12 protein-coding genes are annotated in these 16,731 nt (G+C 73.7%); 4 read left to right on the top strand and 8 right to left on the bottom strand.

The genetic code is table 11. The features are described from left to right. Positions 1-41: 41 nt before the first annotated feature. Complete coding sequence (gene lepA / locus ACYP53_RS15025; protein ID WP_189917959.1) at positions 42-1,910, bottom strand: translation elongation factor 4; 1,869 nt, start codon at positions 1,908-1,910, stop codon at positions 42-44. Positions 1,911-2,098: 188 nt separating this feature from the next. On the opposite strand from lepA, the gene ACYP53_RS15020 reads away from it, so the two are divergent. From ACYP53_RS15020 to ACYP53_RS15010, 3 genes are all read left to right on the top strand, one after another. Then, the gene (locus tag ACYP53_RS15020) at positions 2,099-2,425 is read left to right on the top strand and encodes an antibiotic biosynthesis monooxygenase family protein (protein ID WP_189917957.1); all 327 of its coding nucleotides are present in this window, start codon (positions 2,099-2,101) and stop codon (positions 2,423-2,425) included. A 253-nt stretch (positions 2,426-2,678) separates the two neighbouring features. Next, complete coding sequence (gene rpsT, locus ACYP53_RS15015; RefSeq protein WP_030309778.1) at positions 2,679-2,948, top strand: 30S ribosomal protein S20; 270 nt, start codon at positions 2,679-2,681, stop codon at positions 2,946-2,948. A gap of 482 nt (positions 2,949-3,430) precedes the next feature. Then, positions 3,431-4,102 carry a hypothetical protein gene (locus ACYP53_RS15010; RefSeq protein WP_459647649.1) on the top strand — a complete coding sequence of 224 codons (672 nt, stop codon included), beginning with the start codon at positions 3,431-3,433 and terminating at the stop codon, positions 4,100-4,102. An 86-nt stretch (positions 4,103-4,188) separates the two neighbouring features. Here the strand turns inward: ACYP53_RS15010 and holA are convergent, their stop codons facing one another. After that, a complete protein-coding gene (gene holA / locus ACYP53_RS15005) occupies positions 4,189-5,187 on the bottom strand; it encodes a DNA polymerase III subunit delta (protein WP_189917953.1) in 999 nt (332 codons plus the stop codon). Positions 5,188-5,265: 78 nt separating this feature from the next. Between holA and ACYP53_RS15000 the strand changes: the two genes are divergently transcribed. Beyond that, positions 5,266-5,559 (top strand): hypothetical protein, encoded by a 294-nt coding sequence (locus ACYP53_RS15000; RefSeq protein ID WP_459647648.1) that lies wholly within the window; start codon positions 5,266-5,268, stop codon positions 5,557-5,559. 519 nt (positions 5,560-6,078) lie between these two features. Here the strand turns inward: ACYP53_RS15000 and ACYP53_RS14995 are convergent. From ACYP53_RS14995 to ACYP53_RS14970, 6 genes are all read right to left on the bottom strand, one after another. Further along, complete coding sequence (locus ACYP53_RS14995) at positions 6,079-8,715, bottom strand: ComEC/Rec2 family competence protein (protein ID WP_459647647.1); 2,637 nt, start codon at positions 8,713-8,715, stop codon at positions 6,079-6,081. A gap of 53 nt (positions 8,716-8,768) precedes the next feature. Then, a complete protein-coding gene (locus ACYP53_RS14990) occupies positions 8,769-9,464 on the bottom strand; it encodes a helix-hairpin-helix domain-containing protein (protein ID WP_459647646.1) in 696 nt (231 codons plus the stop codon). 522 nt (positions 9,465-9,986) lie between these two features. Further along, on the bottom strand, positions 9,987-10,832 hold the full coding sequence (locus tag ACYP53_RS14985; RefSeq protein ID WP_189923632.1) for a DegV family protein: 846 nt from the start codon (positions 10,830-10,832) through the stop codon (positions 9,987-9,989). Positions 10,833-10,990: 158 nt separating this feature from the next. After that, positions 10,991-11,776, bottom strand: coding sequence for a hypothetical protein (locus ACYP53_RS14980; RefSeq protein ID WP_459647645.1), 786 nt, complete (start codon positions 11,774-11,776; stop codon positions 10,991-10,993). Between the two features lie 338 nt (positions 11,777-12,114). Beyond that, positions 12,115-15,030 carry a leucine--tRNA ligase gene (leuS, locus tag ACYP53_RS14975; protein ID WP_459647644.1) on the bottom strand — a complete coding sequence of 972 codons (2,916 nt, stop codon included), beginning with the start codon at positions 15,028-15,030 and terminating at the stop codon, positions 12,115-12,117. 324 nt (positions 15,031-15,354) lie between these two features. After that, a complete protein-coding gene (locus tag ACYP53_RS14970; protein ID WP_189923645.1) occupies positions 15,355-16,650 on the bottom strand; it encodes a hypothetical protein in 1,296 nt (431 codons plus the stop codon). Positions 16,651-16,731: the final 81 nt, after the last annotated feature.

Genomic DNA, 16,731 nt, shown 5'->3' with positions numbered 1-16,731 from the left:
TCCGGGCCCTTCGGCCAGCCTCTGTTACTGCTTTCCCTCGGCTACTTCTTGTCCTTCGGCGTCTCCGCGTCGGTGGACAGCGCGGCGATGAAGGCCTCCTGCGGGACCTCCACGCGGCCGACCATCTTCATCCGCTTCTTGCCTTCCTTCTGCTTCTCCAGCAGCTTCCGCTTACGGGAGATGTCACCGCCGTAGCACTTGGCGAGGACGTCCTTGCGGATCGCGCGGACCGTCTCACGGGCGATCACCCGGGAGCCGATGGCCGCCTGGATCGGCACCTCGAACTGCTGGCGGGGGATGAGCTTCTGCAGCTTGCCCGCCATCATCACGCCGTAGCCGTAGGCCTTGTCCTTGTGGACGATCGCGGAGAAGGCGTCCACCGCGTCGCCGTGCAGCAGGATGTCGACCTTGACCAGGTCGGCGGTCTGCTCGCCGATGGGCTCGTAGTCCAGCGAGGCGTAGCCGCGGGTCTTGGACTTCAGCTGGTCGAAGAAGTCGAAGACGATCTCCGCGAGCGGAAGGGTGTAGCGCAGCTCGACCCGGTCCTCGGAGAGGTAGTCCATGCCCTGCAGGCTGCCGCGGCGGGACTGGCAGAGCTCCATGATCGCGCCGACGAACTCGTTGGGCGCGAGGATGGTGCCGCGCACGACCGGCTCGTACACCTCGGCGATCTTGCCGACGGGGAACTCGCTCGGGTTGGTGACGGTGTGCTCGGTGCCGTCCTCCATGATCACCCGGTAGACCACGTTGGGCGCGGTGGAGATCAGGTCGAGGTTGAACTCGCGCTCCAGGCGCTCCCGGATGATCTCCAGGTGCAGCAGGCCGAGGAAGCCGCAGCGGTAGCCGAAGCCGAGCGCGACCGAGGTCTCCGGCTCGTACACCAGCGCGGCGTCGTTGAGCCGCAGCTTGTCCAGGGCGTCGCGCAGCAGCGGGTAGTCCGAGCCGTCCAGCGGGTAGAGGCCGGAGAACACCATCGGGCGCGGGTCCTTGTAGCCGCCGAGCGGCTCGGTGGCACCCTTGTGCATCGACGTGATGGTGTCACCGACCTTGGACTGCCGGACGTCCTTCACACCGGTGATGATGTAGCCCACCTCGCCGACGCCGAGGCCGTCGGCGACCTTCGGCTCGGGGGAGATGACGCCGATCTCCAGCAGCTCGTGGGTGGCGCCGGTCGACATCATCGCGATGCGCTCGCGCTTGGTCAGCTGGCCGTCCACGACACGGACGTAGGTGACCACACCGCGGTAGGAGTCGTACACCGAGTCGAAGATCATCGCGCGGGCCGGGGCGTCCTTGACGCCGACCGGGGCCGGGATGGTGTCGACGATGTGGTCCAGCAGGTCCTCGACGCCCAGACCGGTCTTGGCACTGACCTGGAGCACGTCGGCCGGGTCGCAGCCGATGATGTGCGCGATCTCGGCGGCGTACTTCTCCGGCTGGGCGGCCGGCAGGTCGATCTTGTTCAGCACCGGGACGATCGTGAGGTCGTTCTCCAGCGCCAGGTACAGGTTGGCGAGGGTCTGCGCCTCGATGCCCTGGGCCGCGTCGACCACCAGGATGGTGCCCTCGCACGCGGCGAGGGAGCGGGACACCTCGTACGTGAAGTCCACGTGGCCGGGGGTGTCGATCATGTTGAGGATGTGCGTCGTCCCGGCGTTCGCGCCGGTCTTCGGCGCCCACGGGAGGCGGACCGCCTGCGACTTGATGGTGATGCCGCGCTCACGCTCGATGTCCATGCGGTCGAGGTACTGGGCACGCATCTGCCGGGGGTCGACGACGCCGGTGATCTGCAGCATCCGGTCTGCGAGCGTCGACTTGCCGTGGTCGATGTGGGCGATGATGCAGAAGTTGCGGATCAGCGCCGGGTCGGTACGGCTGGGCTCTGGCACATTGCTGGGGGTCGCGGGCACCTTGGTCCGATTCTCCGTTGGTCCGGGGCCGGGGGTGTCCGGGTCATCGCTGACCGGCTTCCCGGGGACCGGACAGTCTCGTCCGATCGAAATAGTTCCTCCCATACTCCCACGAGCGCGGGCCCTGCCGCCGTTCGGGACCGTCCGACCCTTCCCGCCGCCCGCCCCGGAGCGGCAGGATGGCCCCCGTGATCCTCGAAAGCGCCCTGCTCGACGTCCTGCCCGGCCGGGAGGAGGAGTTCCTCGCCGCCTTCGCCGAGGCCCGCCCGCTGATCTCCGTCCAGCGCGGCTTCCGCTCCCTGGAACTCCGGCGCTGCCTCGACGAGGGCCGCGGCTCCCGCTTCCTCCTCCAGGTCGGCTGGGACACCCTCGCCGACCACACCGAGGGCTTCCGCACCTCCCCCGAGTACCAGCGGTGGCGTGCGCTGCTGCACCACTTCTACCGCCCCTTCCCGGAGGTCGAGCACTACGGCGAACCGCTGCTCGACGCCCGGCCGCCGGCCTCCGCCCACTGAGCGGTCGGGGCCGGACGGCGCGGGACGGCGCGGGACGGCGCGGGACGGCCGGTTTTGGGGGCGGACGGCGCGGGACGGCCGGTTGGGGAGCGGTCGGCTTGGGGGCGGTCGGGGCCGGGCGGCCGGTTTGGGGCGGGAGTGGGCCCCCTGGTAGCGTAGTCAGCTGCACCTGGCCTCGGCATGCCCTCTCAGCTGGACCGACGGCCGCCGGTGCGATCCCGTTCAGAACCTTTAGACAGACTGAGGCTCCTTCGTGGCGAACATCAAGTCCCAGATCAAGCGCAACAAGACCAACGAGAAGGCGCGCCTGCGCAACAAGGCCGTCAAGTCCTCGCTGAAGACCGCTCTGCGCAAGGCCCGTGAGGCCGCTGCCGCCGGCGAGACCGAGAAGGCCACCGAGCTGGCCCGCGCCGCCTCCAAGGCGCTGGACAAGGCCGTGAGCAAGGGCGTCATCCACGCCAACCAGGCCGCCAACAAGAAGTCGGCCATCACCAAGCGCGTCAACACCGCCGTCCAGGCCTGACGCCCCCGGGGCCACTGGCCCCCTCCGCCTCGGGACGCTCCGGCCCTCTACCCGGACCCTGAGGCGCGCGAGACTCGCACCGCACGCGGCCTGCGTTCGCCACGCGGGTGCGGTGCACGAATCTGTACGGCAGGCGCCGCAGTCGGCCTCCTCCCCGGAGGCCACTGCGGCGCCTGTCGCGTTTCACGGTCCGGCCGCTATGGTCGGGTCAGGTGTGATCGAGGTGCGGGGAGCGCCCCGACGCCAGGCCTAGGGGGAACCTCATGACGACGCCACCGCCACCGTCCGCACCGAACGGGCCGGGGTACGGATTCCCGCAGCAGACACCCGGCGCGCAGCCCGTACCGGGGGCGCGACCGCCGGGCGCCGCGGGCTTCGGACCGCCGCCCGGACTGCCGACGGCGCCCGGGATGCCCGCGGGGCCGGGGATGCCTCCGGGGCCGGGGATGCCCGCGGCGCCGGGAGCGGCGACCGCACCGGGGATGGCGTCGGTACCGGGGGGCGGTGCTTCGGGCTCCGGGGGGAACCTGCGGCGCAACGCCGTCTGGGCCTTCGTCGGCGCCGTGCTCGTCTCGGCCGGCTGGGCCACCGCCGTGATCGTCATCCCCGGCATGGTCAGCAGCGACTCCTCGCCGCGCAGCCTCGGCAGCTACCACCTCTCCGACGACTTCTGCACCACCGGGAAGCCCACCAAGCTGCTGCAGACGTACTCCGTCTCGGACACCTCCGCGCCGACCCACCACACCGACCGGCACCCGGCCCTGGACAGCATGAACTGCTCGATGAGCCTCAAGCGGACCGGCGGCAACAGCGACAGCGAGTACGCCTCCGTCTACATGCGCGCCGACCTGCACAAGGCGGTCAACCCCGGGCCCGAGCTGAAGGCCAACAAGGAGCTCTACCGGGCCCGCGGCTACCAGGTCACCGACATCTCCGGGCTCGGCGAGGAGGCGTACTTCCTCTACAAGGACGACGGCTCGGACAAGTACCACAGCCTCTACGCCGAACTGGACATCCTCGACGGCGGGATGACGTACTACATCAACTACTCGGCCAGCTACACCGAGGGGAAGGGCAAGCCGCCGTCCAAGGACGATCTGCGCAGCGCCCTGCAGTCGGACGCGCAGGACGCCGTCCGGGCCATGCGGAAGTAGCCTCCGGCCGCGGGGGTCGGCGGCGGGCGCCGCTCCGGGGCTCCGGCCGCGGGCCCGGGCGGCCTCGGCCCTCGGCCTCGGCCGTGTCAGTAGGCGGGGCGGGAACCGGCCCTGGCCGCCCGGGCCACGGCGACCACCGCACGCTCCAGGGCGAAGGCCGGATCGTCCGAGCCGCCCTTGACGGCGGCGTCGGCCTGGGCGATCGCGGTCAGCGCGGCGGCCACCCCGTCTCCCGTCCAGCCGCGCATCTGCTGGCGGACCCGGTCCACCTTCCACGGCGGCATGCCCAGCTCACGGGCCAGGTCGGCCGGGCGCATGTTCCGCCCGGTGGTCGCCAGCCGGCCGATGCTGCGCACGCCGGAGGCCAGCGCATAGGTGATGCCGGTCGGCGGCTGGCCGACGGCCAGGGCCCAGCGCAGCCGCTCCAGCGCCTCCGCGGCCCGGCCGGTGACCGCCAGGTCGGCCACCTCGAAGCCCGTCGCCTCCGCCCGGCCGCTGTAGTAGCGGGCGACCACCGTCTCGTCGATCGTGCCCTCGACGTCCGAGGTCAGCTGGTGGCAGGCGGCCGCCAGCTCGCGCAGGTCACTGCCGAGCGCGTCCAGCAGCGCCTGGCAGGCCTCCGGCGTCGCCGAGCGGCCCAGCGTGCGGAACTCGCCCTTGACGAAGGCCAGCCGCTCGTTCGCCTTGGTCAGCTTGGCGCAGGCCACCTCGCGGCCACCCGCCTTGCGCCCGGCGTCCAGCAGGCCCTTGCCCTTGACGCCGCCGGCATGCACCAGCACCACGATCACTTCTTCGGCCGGCGCCTCGATGTACGCCTTGACCTCCTTCACCGAATCGGCGGAGAGGTCCTGGGCGGCACGGACGACGATGACCTTGCGCTCGGCGAACAGCGACGGCGTGGTCAACTCGGCCAGGCTGCCGGGCTGCAGGCCACCGGGCGGCACGTCCCGTACGTCAGTGTCCGGGTCCGCCGCCTTCGCCGCCGCCACGACCTGGGCGACCGCGCGGTCCAGCAGCAGCTCCTCCTGGCCGACCGCGAGGGTCAGCGGGGCGAGCAGGTCATCGGGTGCACTCTTCCTGGCCATCGCCTACCAGCATCCCACGGGCCGCCGACACTCCCGCCCTCCCGATCGGCCCGGGCGGGCGGCCTGGACAATGGGCGGGTGACCGACAACCACACCACCACCCTCCCGGACGTCGACGACCCGCACGCCCGGCAACTGCTCGTCCTGCCCGACCGCGACGCCGCCGACGAGGTCGCCGAGGAGCTCGGCGCCACCCAACCCGACCTCGGCGAACTCGAGATCGTGCGCGACGCGCTCGCCGGCGAGGACGACGCCGAGGACGCCCAGTGGCTCGTCGTGATCGACGCCCCGGACACCGGCTGGACCCCCACCCTGCTGCACGCCCTCGACACCCTCGCCAGCGACCACGAGGGCTGGCGCGAGGAGGCCTGAGGGGCGGGGCTCCTCGGGGGCCCTCTCCGTTGTGCTTCTCCCCTTGCGCTTCCGCTTCCGTTTCCCTTTCCCCTTCACTTCCGCTGCCCGTTCCGCGCGCCGGTGCGGGTCGGAAGTGGGGGTGCGAGGGCCAATTTTGCTCCCGATTTCCTGCGGCGTGCTCCGGGCTCGGCCCGGAGCACGCCGCAACCCACGCCCGCGGACGACCATGCCGCAACCGCCGGTCCCGAGGCTCGCCCAGCTCTGGACCCCGCTGCCCGCCACCGCTCGGCTTCCTTCCCCGTCCCCCGGTGCGCGCCGTAATCACAGCTCCCGGGTTCACCCATCTCCAGCACCCCCGCCTGCAGGCCACCGCTCCGTGGCTTCGGGCGGTTCCCCTCGGCGCGCTCCGGGCCCGGGCCCGGAGCGCGCCGAAACGTTTCTGCCAGGCCGGGCCCGGCCCGGCCCCTCCCGCTCTCCTCTTCCAACCCCCAACCCCTTCCCTACCCCACTCCACGGTTGGGAGGAGGAGAGCGGGGATCACCCGGGCGGGGCCCGCGGTGTGCCCGGGGCCTGCCCGGGGCGGGTGGGGGACGCGGAGTCGGCAGCGCCGCGGGGGCGCGACTTGTGGGCCGTGTGGGCCGGCTGCGGGTGGACGGACACCCCGAGCGTGGCCGGGGAGTCACCCGTCACCGCGATGTCGCCCACCCGGTCGGTCCGCAGGACCGTCGCGCCGAGCGCACGCAGCCGGTCCACCGTCTTCGGGGACGGGTGACCGTACGCATTGCCCTCCCCACAGGAGATGAGGGCCAGTCGGGGCCGTAGCGCGCCGGTCAGGTCCCAGTCCTGATGGGCCGAGCCGTGGTGCGCGACCTTCAGCACGTCGACCTTCCCCAGGTGACCCAACAGGGCCGACTGAGCCTGCGGTTCCAGATCTCCGAGCAGTGCCATGCGTAGTCCTCCTGTCAGTGACACCGTCAATGCGACACTCGCGTTGTTCGCGCCGGGCGCCTCGACACCCGCCCCGGGAACGGGCCACACCACCTCCCAGGCCAACTCCGGTCCGATCGAGCGCCGTTCACCGCGCCCCGCCCGCAGCAGTGGGACGCCGGCCCCGGCCGCCCAGCCCGCCACCCGGGCCGCCTCGCCCGGCGGCTCGTCCAGCGTCGTGCCCTCGACCGCACCGACCTTGCGCCCCCGCAACACCCCTGGCACACCCTCCACATGGTCGGCGTGGAAGTGCGTCAGCAGCAGGAGCGGCACCGTCGTGATCCCGAGGTCACGCAGGCACCTGTCCGCCGCGTTCGGATCCGGCCCGGCGTCGATCACCACCGCGCTGCCCGGCACACCGGCCGCAAGGGCCAACATGTCCCCCTGACCGACGTCGCACATCGCCAGGCGCCACCCCGGCGGGGGCCAACCGGTGGCGATCCGGGTGAGTTGCGGTGGGCGCAGCAGGACGGCCAGCAGTACCACCAGCAGCGCCCCCGTCACCAGCACCCGTGCCCCTCGGTGCCGGTCGCGGGCCGGCGCCCGGATGTCGGGCTCCGCTCTCCTGGGCAGCAGGAGGGGCACGGACCAGCAGAGCGCCAGGACGGCCGATGCGACCGTGACCGTCCCGAACCAGCCTCCCGGCCAGGAGAGTTGGCCACCCGGAAGCTCGGCACCGCGCCGGGCGACCAGCGCGAGCCAGCCGGCCGCCACCCCGGCCGGGACGGCGAGCAGATGTGCGAGGGCCGGGAGGACCGGCTGCAGGACGAGCACCCCGAAGCCGAGCAGTGTCGCCGGGGCCACGGCCAGCTCGGCCAGCAGGTTGCAGGGGATGCCGACCAGGCTGACGTGCCCGGACAGCACCACCGTCACCGGCGCGCACAGCGCCTGCGCGGCCGCCGTCGCCGCCAGGGCGCCCGCGAGGTGGTGCGGCCAGCGCCGGGCCCGCAGGGCCTCGGCCCAGTGCGGGCCGAGCACGAGCAGCCCGGCCGTGGCGAGCACCGAGAGCAGGAAACCGAACGAGTGGGAGAGGAACGGGTCCAGCAGGACCAGTACCAGGACGGCTCCGGCGAGCGCGGGCACCGCCTGGCGGGGACGGCCGGTGGCCAGGGCCAGCATGCCGATCAGCCCCGTCCCGGCCGCCCGCAGCACACTGGGCTCGGGGCGGCAGACCGTCACGAAGGCCAGGGTCAGCCCGGTGCCGAGCAGCGCGCCGGTGCGCAGCGACAGCCCCAGCACCGCGGCCAGCCCGCGCCGTTCCGGGGTCCCGGCCCGGCCGGGCGCGCCCAGCAGCGCGCCGAGGACGATCGCCAGGTTGGCCCCGCTGACCGCCACCAGGTGAACCAGGTCGGTGGCCCGGAAGGCCTCCTCCAGGTCGTCGGGCACGCGCGAGGTGTCCCCCACGACCAGGCCGGGGAGCAGCCCGCGCGCGTCCGGTGGAAGCCCGTCGGTGGCCGCGCGCAGGCCCTCACGCAGCCGTCCGGCGATGCGCTGCGGCAGGCTCGGCGGGGCCAGCTGCCGGGGCGGACCATGAGCGAGCAGCAGCGCCGCGGACTCGGTGTCGTGGCCCTCCCCCGCCGGCTGCACCTCGGCCTCCACGGCCAGCCGCTCGGACGGGAGCAGCCGTTGCCAGGACTCGGCGTCCGCACCTCGGACCATGACGGTCACGGGTGTGCGGGTCCGGGTGGTCGGGCCGGACGGGAGGACGGTGACACGGTCGGCCACGGCGCCCACGGTGAGGAGTGTCCGCCCATCGGTGGTGCCGCCGCGGGAGGTGTGGATCTCGGGGTCTCCGACGACGGTCAGTTCCACGTCCACCGCCGGGGCGGGCGTGGCCGCCGGTGAGCGCGGCGTGCTGTGCTCGGCCGCGTCGGCGAGCTCCGGCAGCGGGCCTCGGTGCAGGTCGGCGGTGTGCAGCGGGGTCGCGATGGCGGCCGCCGCCGCGGTGAGCAGGACGGCTGCCAGAGTCACCGCGGCTCCGCGCAGGCGCAGGACGCCCGGCCGGGCGAGCAGCCGGCCGGCTACGAGGACGGCGACGCCCGCCGCCGCGAGGACCGGGACCTCGTGCCCCGCCTCCAGACGCAGGAGCGCCGCTGTGACGGCCCAGGCCGAGACGGCGGGCAGCAGGAGCCGGAAGTCGGCGCCCGAGGAGCGGGCGTGCGGGACCGGGGTGGTGGGAGCGGACACGTCGGGACCTCCCTTCGGAGCGAGGGGAACGGGCGGAACGGGACGGGGAAGCGTCAGAGGGTGAGCAGCGGACGGAGTTCCGCGTACGTGCGGGCGCCGATGCCGCTGACCTGCCGGAGCTGGTCGAGGGAGCGGAAGGAGCCGTGGGAGGTTCGGTAGGCGAGGATGCGCTGGGCGAGGGTCGGGCCGACGCCGGGGAGGGTGTCGAGCTGTTCGAGGGTGGCTCGGTTGAGGCTGACGGGTGGTCGGGGCGTGGCGGGCGGCGGAGGTCCGTTTCCGGTCCCGGTGGCCGGGGCGGCGGGGGCCGCGGCCTGCTCGCCGACCATCAGCTGCTCACCGTCCGTCAGGACGCGGGCCAGGTTGAGGTTCCTGGTGTCCGTCTCCGGCAGTACCCCGCCCGCGGCCCGCAGGGCGTCGGCCACCCGAGAGCCGCCGGGCAGGGTGTGCAGGCCGGGAAGGTGGACCCGCCCGCCGATGTCGACCACGACGGCCGCACCGGCGCCGGGCCCGACGCCGCTCCCTGTCCCGTCCCCGATACCGGGCACGACGGTGCCGACCTCGGACGGACCGGTCCCAGGCACCGTGTCGCCCGGGGCCTGCGCGGGTGCCCCCGCCAGCGCCGAGGCGGCCGTCAGCGCGGGTACGGCGACGGTCTCCGGTCTGGCCAGCCAGAAGTGCTGCACCGCGTAGCCCACGGCGAACAGCAGCAGGATGACCAGTCCGGCCACCGCACGCCGGTCGAGCGCCATCGCCGGGGCGAACGGAGCGAACGGACCGCCCTTCGGACGCACCCTTGTGTCCGGTGGATCCGCCCCGACTCCCGGATCCGCCGCATCCGCGCCCGGCAGCGGCGGTGCCGGGCCAGCCGGCGGCCCCGTCGCCGGCCGCTCCCCCGCCGTGAACGCTGCCGTACCCGCGGCCGCCCCCGGGGCTTGTGCCGGTGCCAGTGCCGGTGCCGGTGTCGAGGAACCGCCAGGGACTCCCACCGGCTCGTCGCCCGTCGGGAGCAGCGCAGCCATCCGCAGCCGCACCGTCTCGTTGATCGCTTGGCGCTTCGCCGCGCCCAGGCCCATCGTCGTCATGCCGAGGACGGTAGGAGTCCTCCGGCGGACGCGTGGAAATTACCGAAAGCCTGTGGATAACCGGGGGGTTGTGGACAGAAAAGGTCGCTCACACAAGTGGGCGTAGATCCCGGATGTTGACCACACGACCTACGAGACACCCCTTCGACCCCCGCCCAACCCCCAACCCCCGGCCCCGCTCCGGCCCCCTCAGCGCGGCGCGACCACCACCGCGAGCAGCCCCGGCCCGACGTGCGCGCCGATCACCGCCCCCACCTCGCCGACGTACAGCTCCCGCAGCCCCGGCACCCGTGCCCGCAACCGCTCCGCGAGCGGCTCGGCCCGGTCCTCGGCCGCCAGGTGGTGCACGGTGATGTCGACCTCCCGCTCCCCCGACCGCTCGACCGCGATCTCCTCCAGCCGCGCGATCGCCCGCGACGCCGTCCGCACCTTCTCCAGCGGCTCGATCCGTCCACCGTCCAGGTGCAGCAGCGGCTTGACCGCCAGCGCGGACCCGAGCAGCGCCCGCGCCGCCCCGATCCGCCCACCCCGGCGCAGGTGTTCCAGGGTGTCGACGTAGAAGAACCCGCTGGTCGTCGCCGCCCGCCGGGTCGCCGCCTCGGCCGCCTCCGCGAGTCCCTGCCCGGCCGCGATCGACTCGGCGGCCGCCAGCACCGCGTACCCGAGCGCCATCCCGACCAGTCGGCTGTCCACCACCCGCACCGGTACGGGCGCCTCGGCGGCCGCCAGCCGGGCGGCCTCGACGGTGCCGGAGAGCTCGCCGGAGATGTGCACCGAGACGATCCCCTTCGCCCCGGCTTCGGCGGCCGCCCGGTAGGTGGCCGCGAAGGTCTCCGGGTTCGGCCGGGAGGTGGTCACCCGCTGCTTGCCGCGCAGCGCCTCGGCGACGTCCTTCGGGGAGATCTCGACGCCCTCGCTCAGGACCGAGTCACCGACCGCGACGCTCAGCGGGACGACCGTGATCCCGTACCGGTCGAGGGCCTCCTGCGGCAGATAGGCCGTGGAATCGGTGACGAGCGCGAGGTCGGAGGGCATGAGGCGGAGGTTACTCCCCGTCCGTGCGCGAGGACAGCGCCCGCCGGCGGACGACCGCGCCTCGGCCCCGAGGCGCCCGGGAGGTACCCGCAACGTGCCCGCGAGGCGCCCGCGACGCACCGACCTGTGTGCCCCCGCCCAGGGCCGGCCCCGGACGATCAGCCCGCCGAGGACCCCGTCGACGGCTTCCGCAGCCGCTGCGCCAGCTTGGCCAGCGGATCGGCGAGCCCCAGCAGCTCCTCCGCGCTCGGCCGCCCCTTCCCGTCCGTCAGTCGGGCCCGGGCCGCACCCCCGCCGGCACCGGCCGAGCCGGCACCGGAGCCGGACCCGGAACCCGCGCCGGACCCCGAGGATCCAACGGAACCGCCGGCCCCCGCCGCCCCGGCCCCCGACCCGTCCCAGTGCCGCAGCGCCCCCGCCTCGCTCTCGCACTCCTGGCTGAGCCGGCTCAGCTCGTCGTCCGCGAACCGGTGCATCCGGTCCTGCGCGGCCCAGCGCATGGTCTCAGCGGCGTGCGTGATCCGCTCCGCCCGCTCGCGCAGTTCGGGGAGCTTGGCGGCGATCCGCGCGGTGTCCGGCTCGCGTTCGAGCACCCGGAGCTCGCCGTCGAGTTCCGCCGCGTGGGCGTCGAGCCGGGTGAGCAGGGCGAGCGATTCGCCGAGCTGGCCGTCCTGCGCGAGGCCGCCCTCCAGCACCTGTCGGGTGCCGTCGAGGGAGGTCCGCAGGCCGAGCCGGACGGTGGCGATCTGCGCGGGCGGGCCGATCTTGGTGTACGTCTTCGCCTTGAGGGTGGCGGTCTCGACGGCGCGCCGGGCGTTGGCTTCGTGCTTCTCGATCTTCGCGCCGACGGCCTTGGCGGCCTTGACCGTGCCGATCACCATCAGGGCGACCACCGTGATCCCGACAAGCAGGACCAGGCCGATCATCACGCCGAACACGTCCATCGCGCGCCACCTTCCGCCACCGTTTCGGGCCCCACCGAGCCCAACGCGGGCCGCATCGCCGAGGGTTCCACGGTAGCCGCCGTCCCCTCCCGAGGGGGCTCCGAACGGTCCGGAAGGCCGGAGATCAGGGACAGATCCGGGATCTCCCCGAGGGCCCGAGCCCAACCCGCCCGACCCCGCCACGCCCCGCCACGCCCGGCCCCACCCCGGCCCCGCCACGCCCCACCTCCCCAAGGAGCGACACCCGGGAGCGGCGCACCAAAAGCACCGGGCGGGCGCCCCGAAGGACGCCCGCCCGATCGATCGGCCTCGGATCCAGCCCGGAATCCGGTTCCGAATCAGCCCGTGACGATGTTCACCAGCTTCGGGGCGCGCGCGATCACCTTGCGCACCTCCGCGCCGCCGATCGCCGCGACGACCGCCGGGTCCGCCAGCGCCAGCGCCTCCAGCTCGGCGTCGGAGATGCCCGGCGCGACCTCCAGCCGGGCCTTCACCTTGCCCTTGATCTGCACCACGCAGGTCACCGACTCGTCCACCACGTACGCCGGGTCGGCGACCGGGTAGTCGGTGTGCGCCAGCGACTCGCCGTGGCCCAGGCGGCGCCACAGCTCCTCGGCGACGTGCGGGGCCAGCGGGGCGACCATCAGCACCAGCTGCTCGGCCACGACCCGCGGCGTCGAGCCGCGCTTGACCAGGAAGTTGTTCAGCTCGATCGCCTTGGCGACGGCCGTGTTGAAGCGCAGCCCTGCCATGTCGCCGCGGATGCCGTCGATCGCCTTGTGCAGGGCGCGCAGCGTCGCGTCGTCGGGCGTCTCCTCGGTGACGACCAGTTCGCCGGTGGTCTCCGAGACGACGTTGCGCCACAGCCGCTGCAGGAAGCGGTAGGAGCCGACGACGGCGCGGGTGTCCCAGGGGCGGGAGACGTCCAGCGGGCCCATCGACATCTCGTACAGGCGCAGGGTGTCGGCGCCGTACTCGTCGGCGATGTCGTCGGGCGCGACGGCGTTCTTCAGGGACTTGCCCATCTTCCCGGCCTCGCGCTTGACCGGCTCGCCCTGCCAGAAGTACTGGCCGCCTCGCTCCTCGACCTCGGCGGCGGGCACCGGGAAGCCGCGCTCGTCGCGGTAGACGTCGGCGGTGATCATGCCCTGGTTGAACAGCTTGTGGAACGGCTCGACGGAGGAGACGTGGCCCAGGTCGTGCAGCACCTTGTGCCAGAAGCGCGCGTACAGCAGGTGCAGCACGGCGTGCTCGGCGCCGCCGACGTACAGGTCGGCGCCACCGGCCGGCTTGGTGTCCGTCGGGCCCAGCCAGTACCGCTCGTTGGCGGGGTCGACGACGGCGTCGGAGTTGGCCGGGTCGACGTAGCGCAGCTCGTACCAGCAGGAACCGGCCCAGTTGGGCATGGTGTTGGTCTCGCGGCGGTACTTCTTCGGCCCGTCGCCCAGGTCCAGCTCGACGTCGACCCAGGCCTCGTTGCGCGACAGCGGGGTCTCGGGCGAGGAGTCGGCGTCGAACGGGTCGTAGGTGCGCGGCGAGTAGTCGTCGACCTCGGGGACCTCGACGGGCAGCATCGACTCGGGCAGGGCGTGCATGACGCCGTCCTCGTCGTAGACGATCGGGAAGGGCTCGCCCCAGTACCGCTGACGGCTGAACAGCCAGTCGCGCAGGCGGTAGTTGACGGTGCCCTCGCCGATGCCGCGCTCGGCCAGCCAGGCGGTGGCGCGGGCCTTGGCGTCGACGACGCTCAGCCCGTTCAGCGACAGGTCGCCTTCCTCCCGGGCGGACCCGGCGGACCGGGCGGACCGGGCGGAGTTGACGATGACGGAGTCGTAGGTGTCGAACGCGTCGTCCCACTGCGCGGTGTCCTCGCCGCGGCCGTCGGTCGGCTCGACGACGCAGCGCATCGGCAGGGCGAAGGCGCGGGCGAAGGCGAAGTCGCGGTGGTCGTGGGCGGGGACGGCCATGATGGCGCCGGTGCCGTAGCCCATCAGCACGTAGTCGGCGATGAACACCGGGACGGGGGCGCCGCTGACCGGGTTGACGGCGTAGGCGCCGGTGAAGACACCGGTCTTGACCTTGGCCTCGACCTGGCGCTCGACGTCCGACTTGGCGGCGGCCGCGGCCCGGTAGGCGGCGACGGCCTCGGCGGGGGTGGCGGCGCCGCCGGTCCACTCGGCGGGCACGTCCTGCGGCCAGGCGGCGGGGACGACGGCGTCGACCAGGCCGTGCTCGGGGGCCAGCACCATGTAGGTGGCGCCGAACAGGGTGTCGGGGCGGGTGGTGAAGACGGTGATCTTCTCGTCGGTGCCGACGGCGAAGTCGACCCGGGCGCCTTCGGAGCGTCCGATCCAGTTGCGCTGCTGCAGCTTGATGGCCTCGGGCCAGTCCAGCAGGTCCAGGTCCTCGATCAGCCGGTCGGAGTACGCGGTGATGCGCATCATCCACTGGCGCAGGTTGGACTTGAACACCGGGAAGTTGCCGCGCTCGGAGCGGCCGTCCGCGGTGACCTCCTCGTTGGCCAGTACGGTGCCCAGGCCCGGGCACCAGTTGACCGGCACCTCCTTGGCGTACGCCAGGCGGTACTCGCCCAGGACCTGGTCGCGCTCGGCGGCGGACAGCGCCGCCCAGGCCTGACCGCCCGGCACCTCGCGCTCACCGGACTCGAACTGGGCGACCAGTTCGGCGATCGGACGGGCCTTGCGGGCGGTCTCGTCGTACCAGGAGTTGAAGATCTGCAGGAAGATCCACTGGGTCCAGCGGTAGTAGTCCGGGTCGATCGTGGAGATCGAGCGGCGCGGGTCGTGGCCCAGGCCCAGCCGGCGCAGCTGCTGGCGCATGTTGGCGATGTTGGCCTCGGTGGAGACCCGCGGGTGGGTGCCGGTCTGCACCGCGTACTGCTCGGCGGGCAGGCCGAAGGCGTCGTAGCCCAGCGTGTGCAGCACGTTGTGGCCGGTCATCCGCTGGTAGCGGGCGAAGACGTCGGTGGCGATGTAGCCCAGCGGGTGGCCGACGTGCAGGCCCGCACCCGAGGGGTACGGGAACATGTCCATGATGAAGCTGTGCGGCTTCGCGGCGACGTCACCGGCGGACGGGTCGGCCAGCGCACCGGTGGGGTTGGGGGCGTGGAAGGTGCCCTCCTTCTCCCAGAGGTCCTGCCAGCGGGACTCGATCTCGGCCGCCAGCGCGGCGCTGTACCGGAACGGCTCGGTCGCGGTCTCGGCCGCGCCGGACGCAGGGGTCGTCTCGCTCATGGTCCTTCAAGCTCCATCGGTGTCGGTTGGCGAACCGCGCAGGCGGCCGGCGCGTGGGCCCGGCCCGGGACGGGATCGGGGGCGGAAAACAAAAAAGCCCCTCGCAGGAGGGGACGCCACGCCGACTCCGGCACCGCCCGAGGGCTCAGCCGGTCCTGGTCAGCGCGGCCGGCTAAGGAGCAGGCGCACGGTTCGCATGGGCTCAGGGTACCGCAAGCGGCCCGGCCCGCCGCTGGGTATACCGCCGGGGCCGCGCACGAGCGGGGCCTCTCCCCCACGCCCCCTCCCCCACGCCCCGCACCCCGGCGCCACCACGCCCCCGCCTCAGCGCGCCGCCGTCCGCCCCGCCGCGTCGAAGTCCCGCAGCGCCTTCGCCAGCCGCTCCGACTGCATCCCCGCGGCGAGCGAGCGCGCCAGCGCCGCGGTGCGGGCGGCCTCCCGCTGGTCGCCGAGCCGCCGGTGGGTCTCGGCGAGGCGCACCATCAGCAGCGCCTTGGAGCGTGCCCGCCCGGGTCCGAGCCCGGCGACCGCCTCGGCGAGCGGGGCCTTGGCGAGCCGGGCCCGGCCGAGTGCCAGCCGCCCCTCCCCGACCATGCCGGCGAGGGAGGCGCGGGCCTCCTCGGTGCCGGGCACGCCGTCCAGTTCGGCGAAGGCCCGGGCGGCGGCGGCCTCGGCCCGGTCCGGCTCGCCACGGCGGCCGTAGGCGCGGGCGAGCCGGCCGAGCTGGCGGGCCCGGCCGGTGGGGCCGAGGGCCGCGCCGTGGGCCTCCAGGGCGCCCTCCAGGGCGGAGACGGCGTCCAGGCCGCGCCCGCCGGGGCCCTGGGTGGCGAGCACCACCAGTGCGCCGAGCACGGCGACGCCGAGCCGGGGGTCGCCGCTGACGTGGGCGGCGCGCAGCGCGGCGACGAAGGCGCGTTGCGCGGCCGCGTCGTGGCCGAGGTCGTACGCGGCCCAGCCGGCCAGTCGGGCGAGCCTGCTGGCGGTGCCGTACAGCTCGCGTCCCAGCCGTTCGTCGTAGGCGCCGAGTTCCAGCAGCTTGGCGAGCATGGCGAGTTCAGCCCTGGTGGGGCCGAGGACGAGGCCGCCGCCGCAGGACCGTTCGAGTCGCTGTTTGCTGCGGTAGGACAGGCCGAGTTCGCCGACCAGCGCGGCTTCCACGCGCAGCGCGCCCTCGCCGCCGCCGACGGGCGGGGGCGGGGAGGTGAACCGGGCGGCGGCCTGGTCGAGGTCGGCGTTGCGGAAGAGGTCGGTGAGGCGGACCGGACCGGCGTCGGTGGCGGCCTCGCGCAGCGCGGTCTGGGCGGTGTCGGCGGTCCACGGGTCGGTGAGCAGCCGGGGCGAGAGGATCTTGGCGCCGCGGTGGCCGCCCATCCGGCCCCAGAGCTGCTCGTAGGTGACGGCGATGCCGAGGGTGCGGCTGAGCACTTCGCAGACCGCCTGGTCGTGCGGGCTGCGCGGCACCATGCCGCGGTCGCGCCACTTGTAGGGGGCGGTGGAGCTGATGGCGAGGCCCGGCGGCAGGGCGAGGCTCACCTCGCGGGCGAGCCGTTCCGGACTCCATCCGAGCTGGTGGAGTATCCGGGCCAGTTCCTCGTTCCGCCTTCGCTCCAGATCGGCCATGGCACGACGGTAGCGGGATTCCCGGCCGTCCCGCGGGTGGCACGGTCGAAACGGCGAAGAGCCGCCTCCCGTTTCGGGAGG

It is taken from the genome of Kitasatospora sp. Ki12, assembly GCF_054601375.1.
The sequence above is the reverse complement of the archived record's forward strand: the minus strand, read 5'-3'. Positions and strand labels throughout refer to the sequence as shown.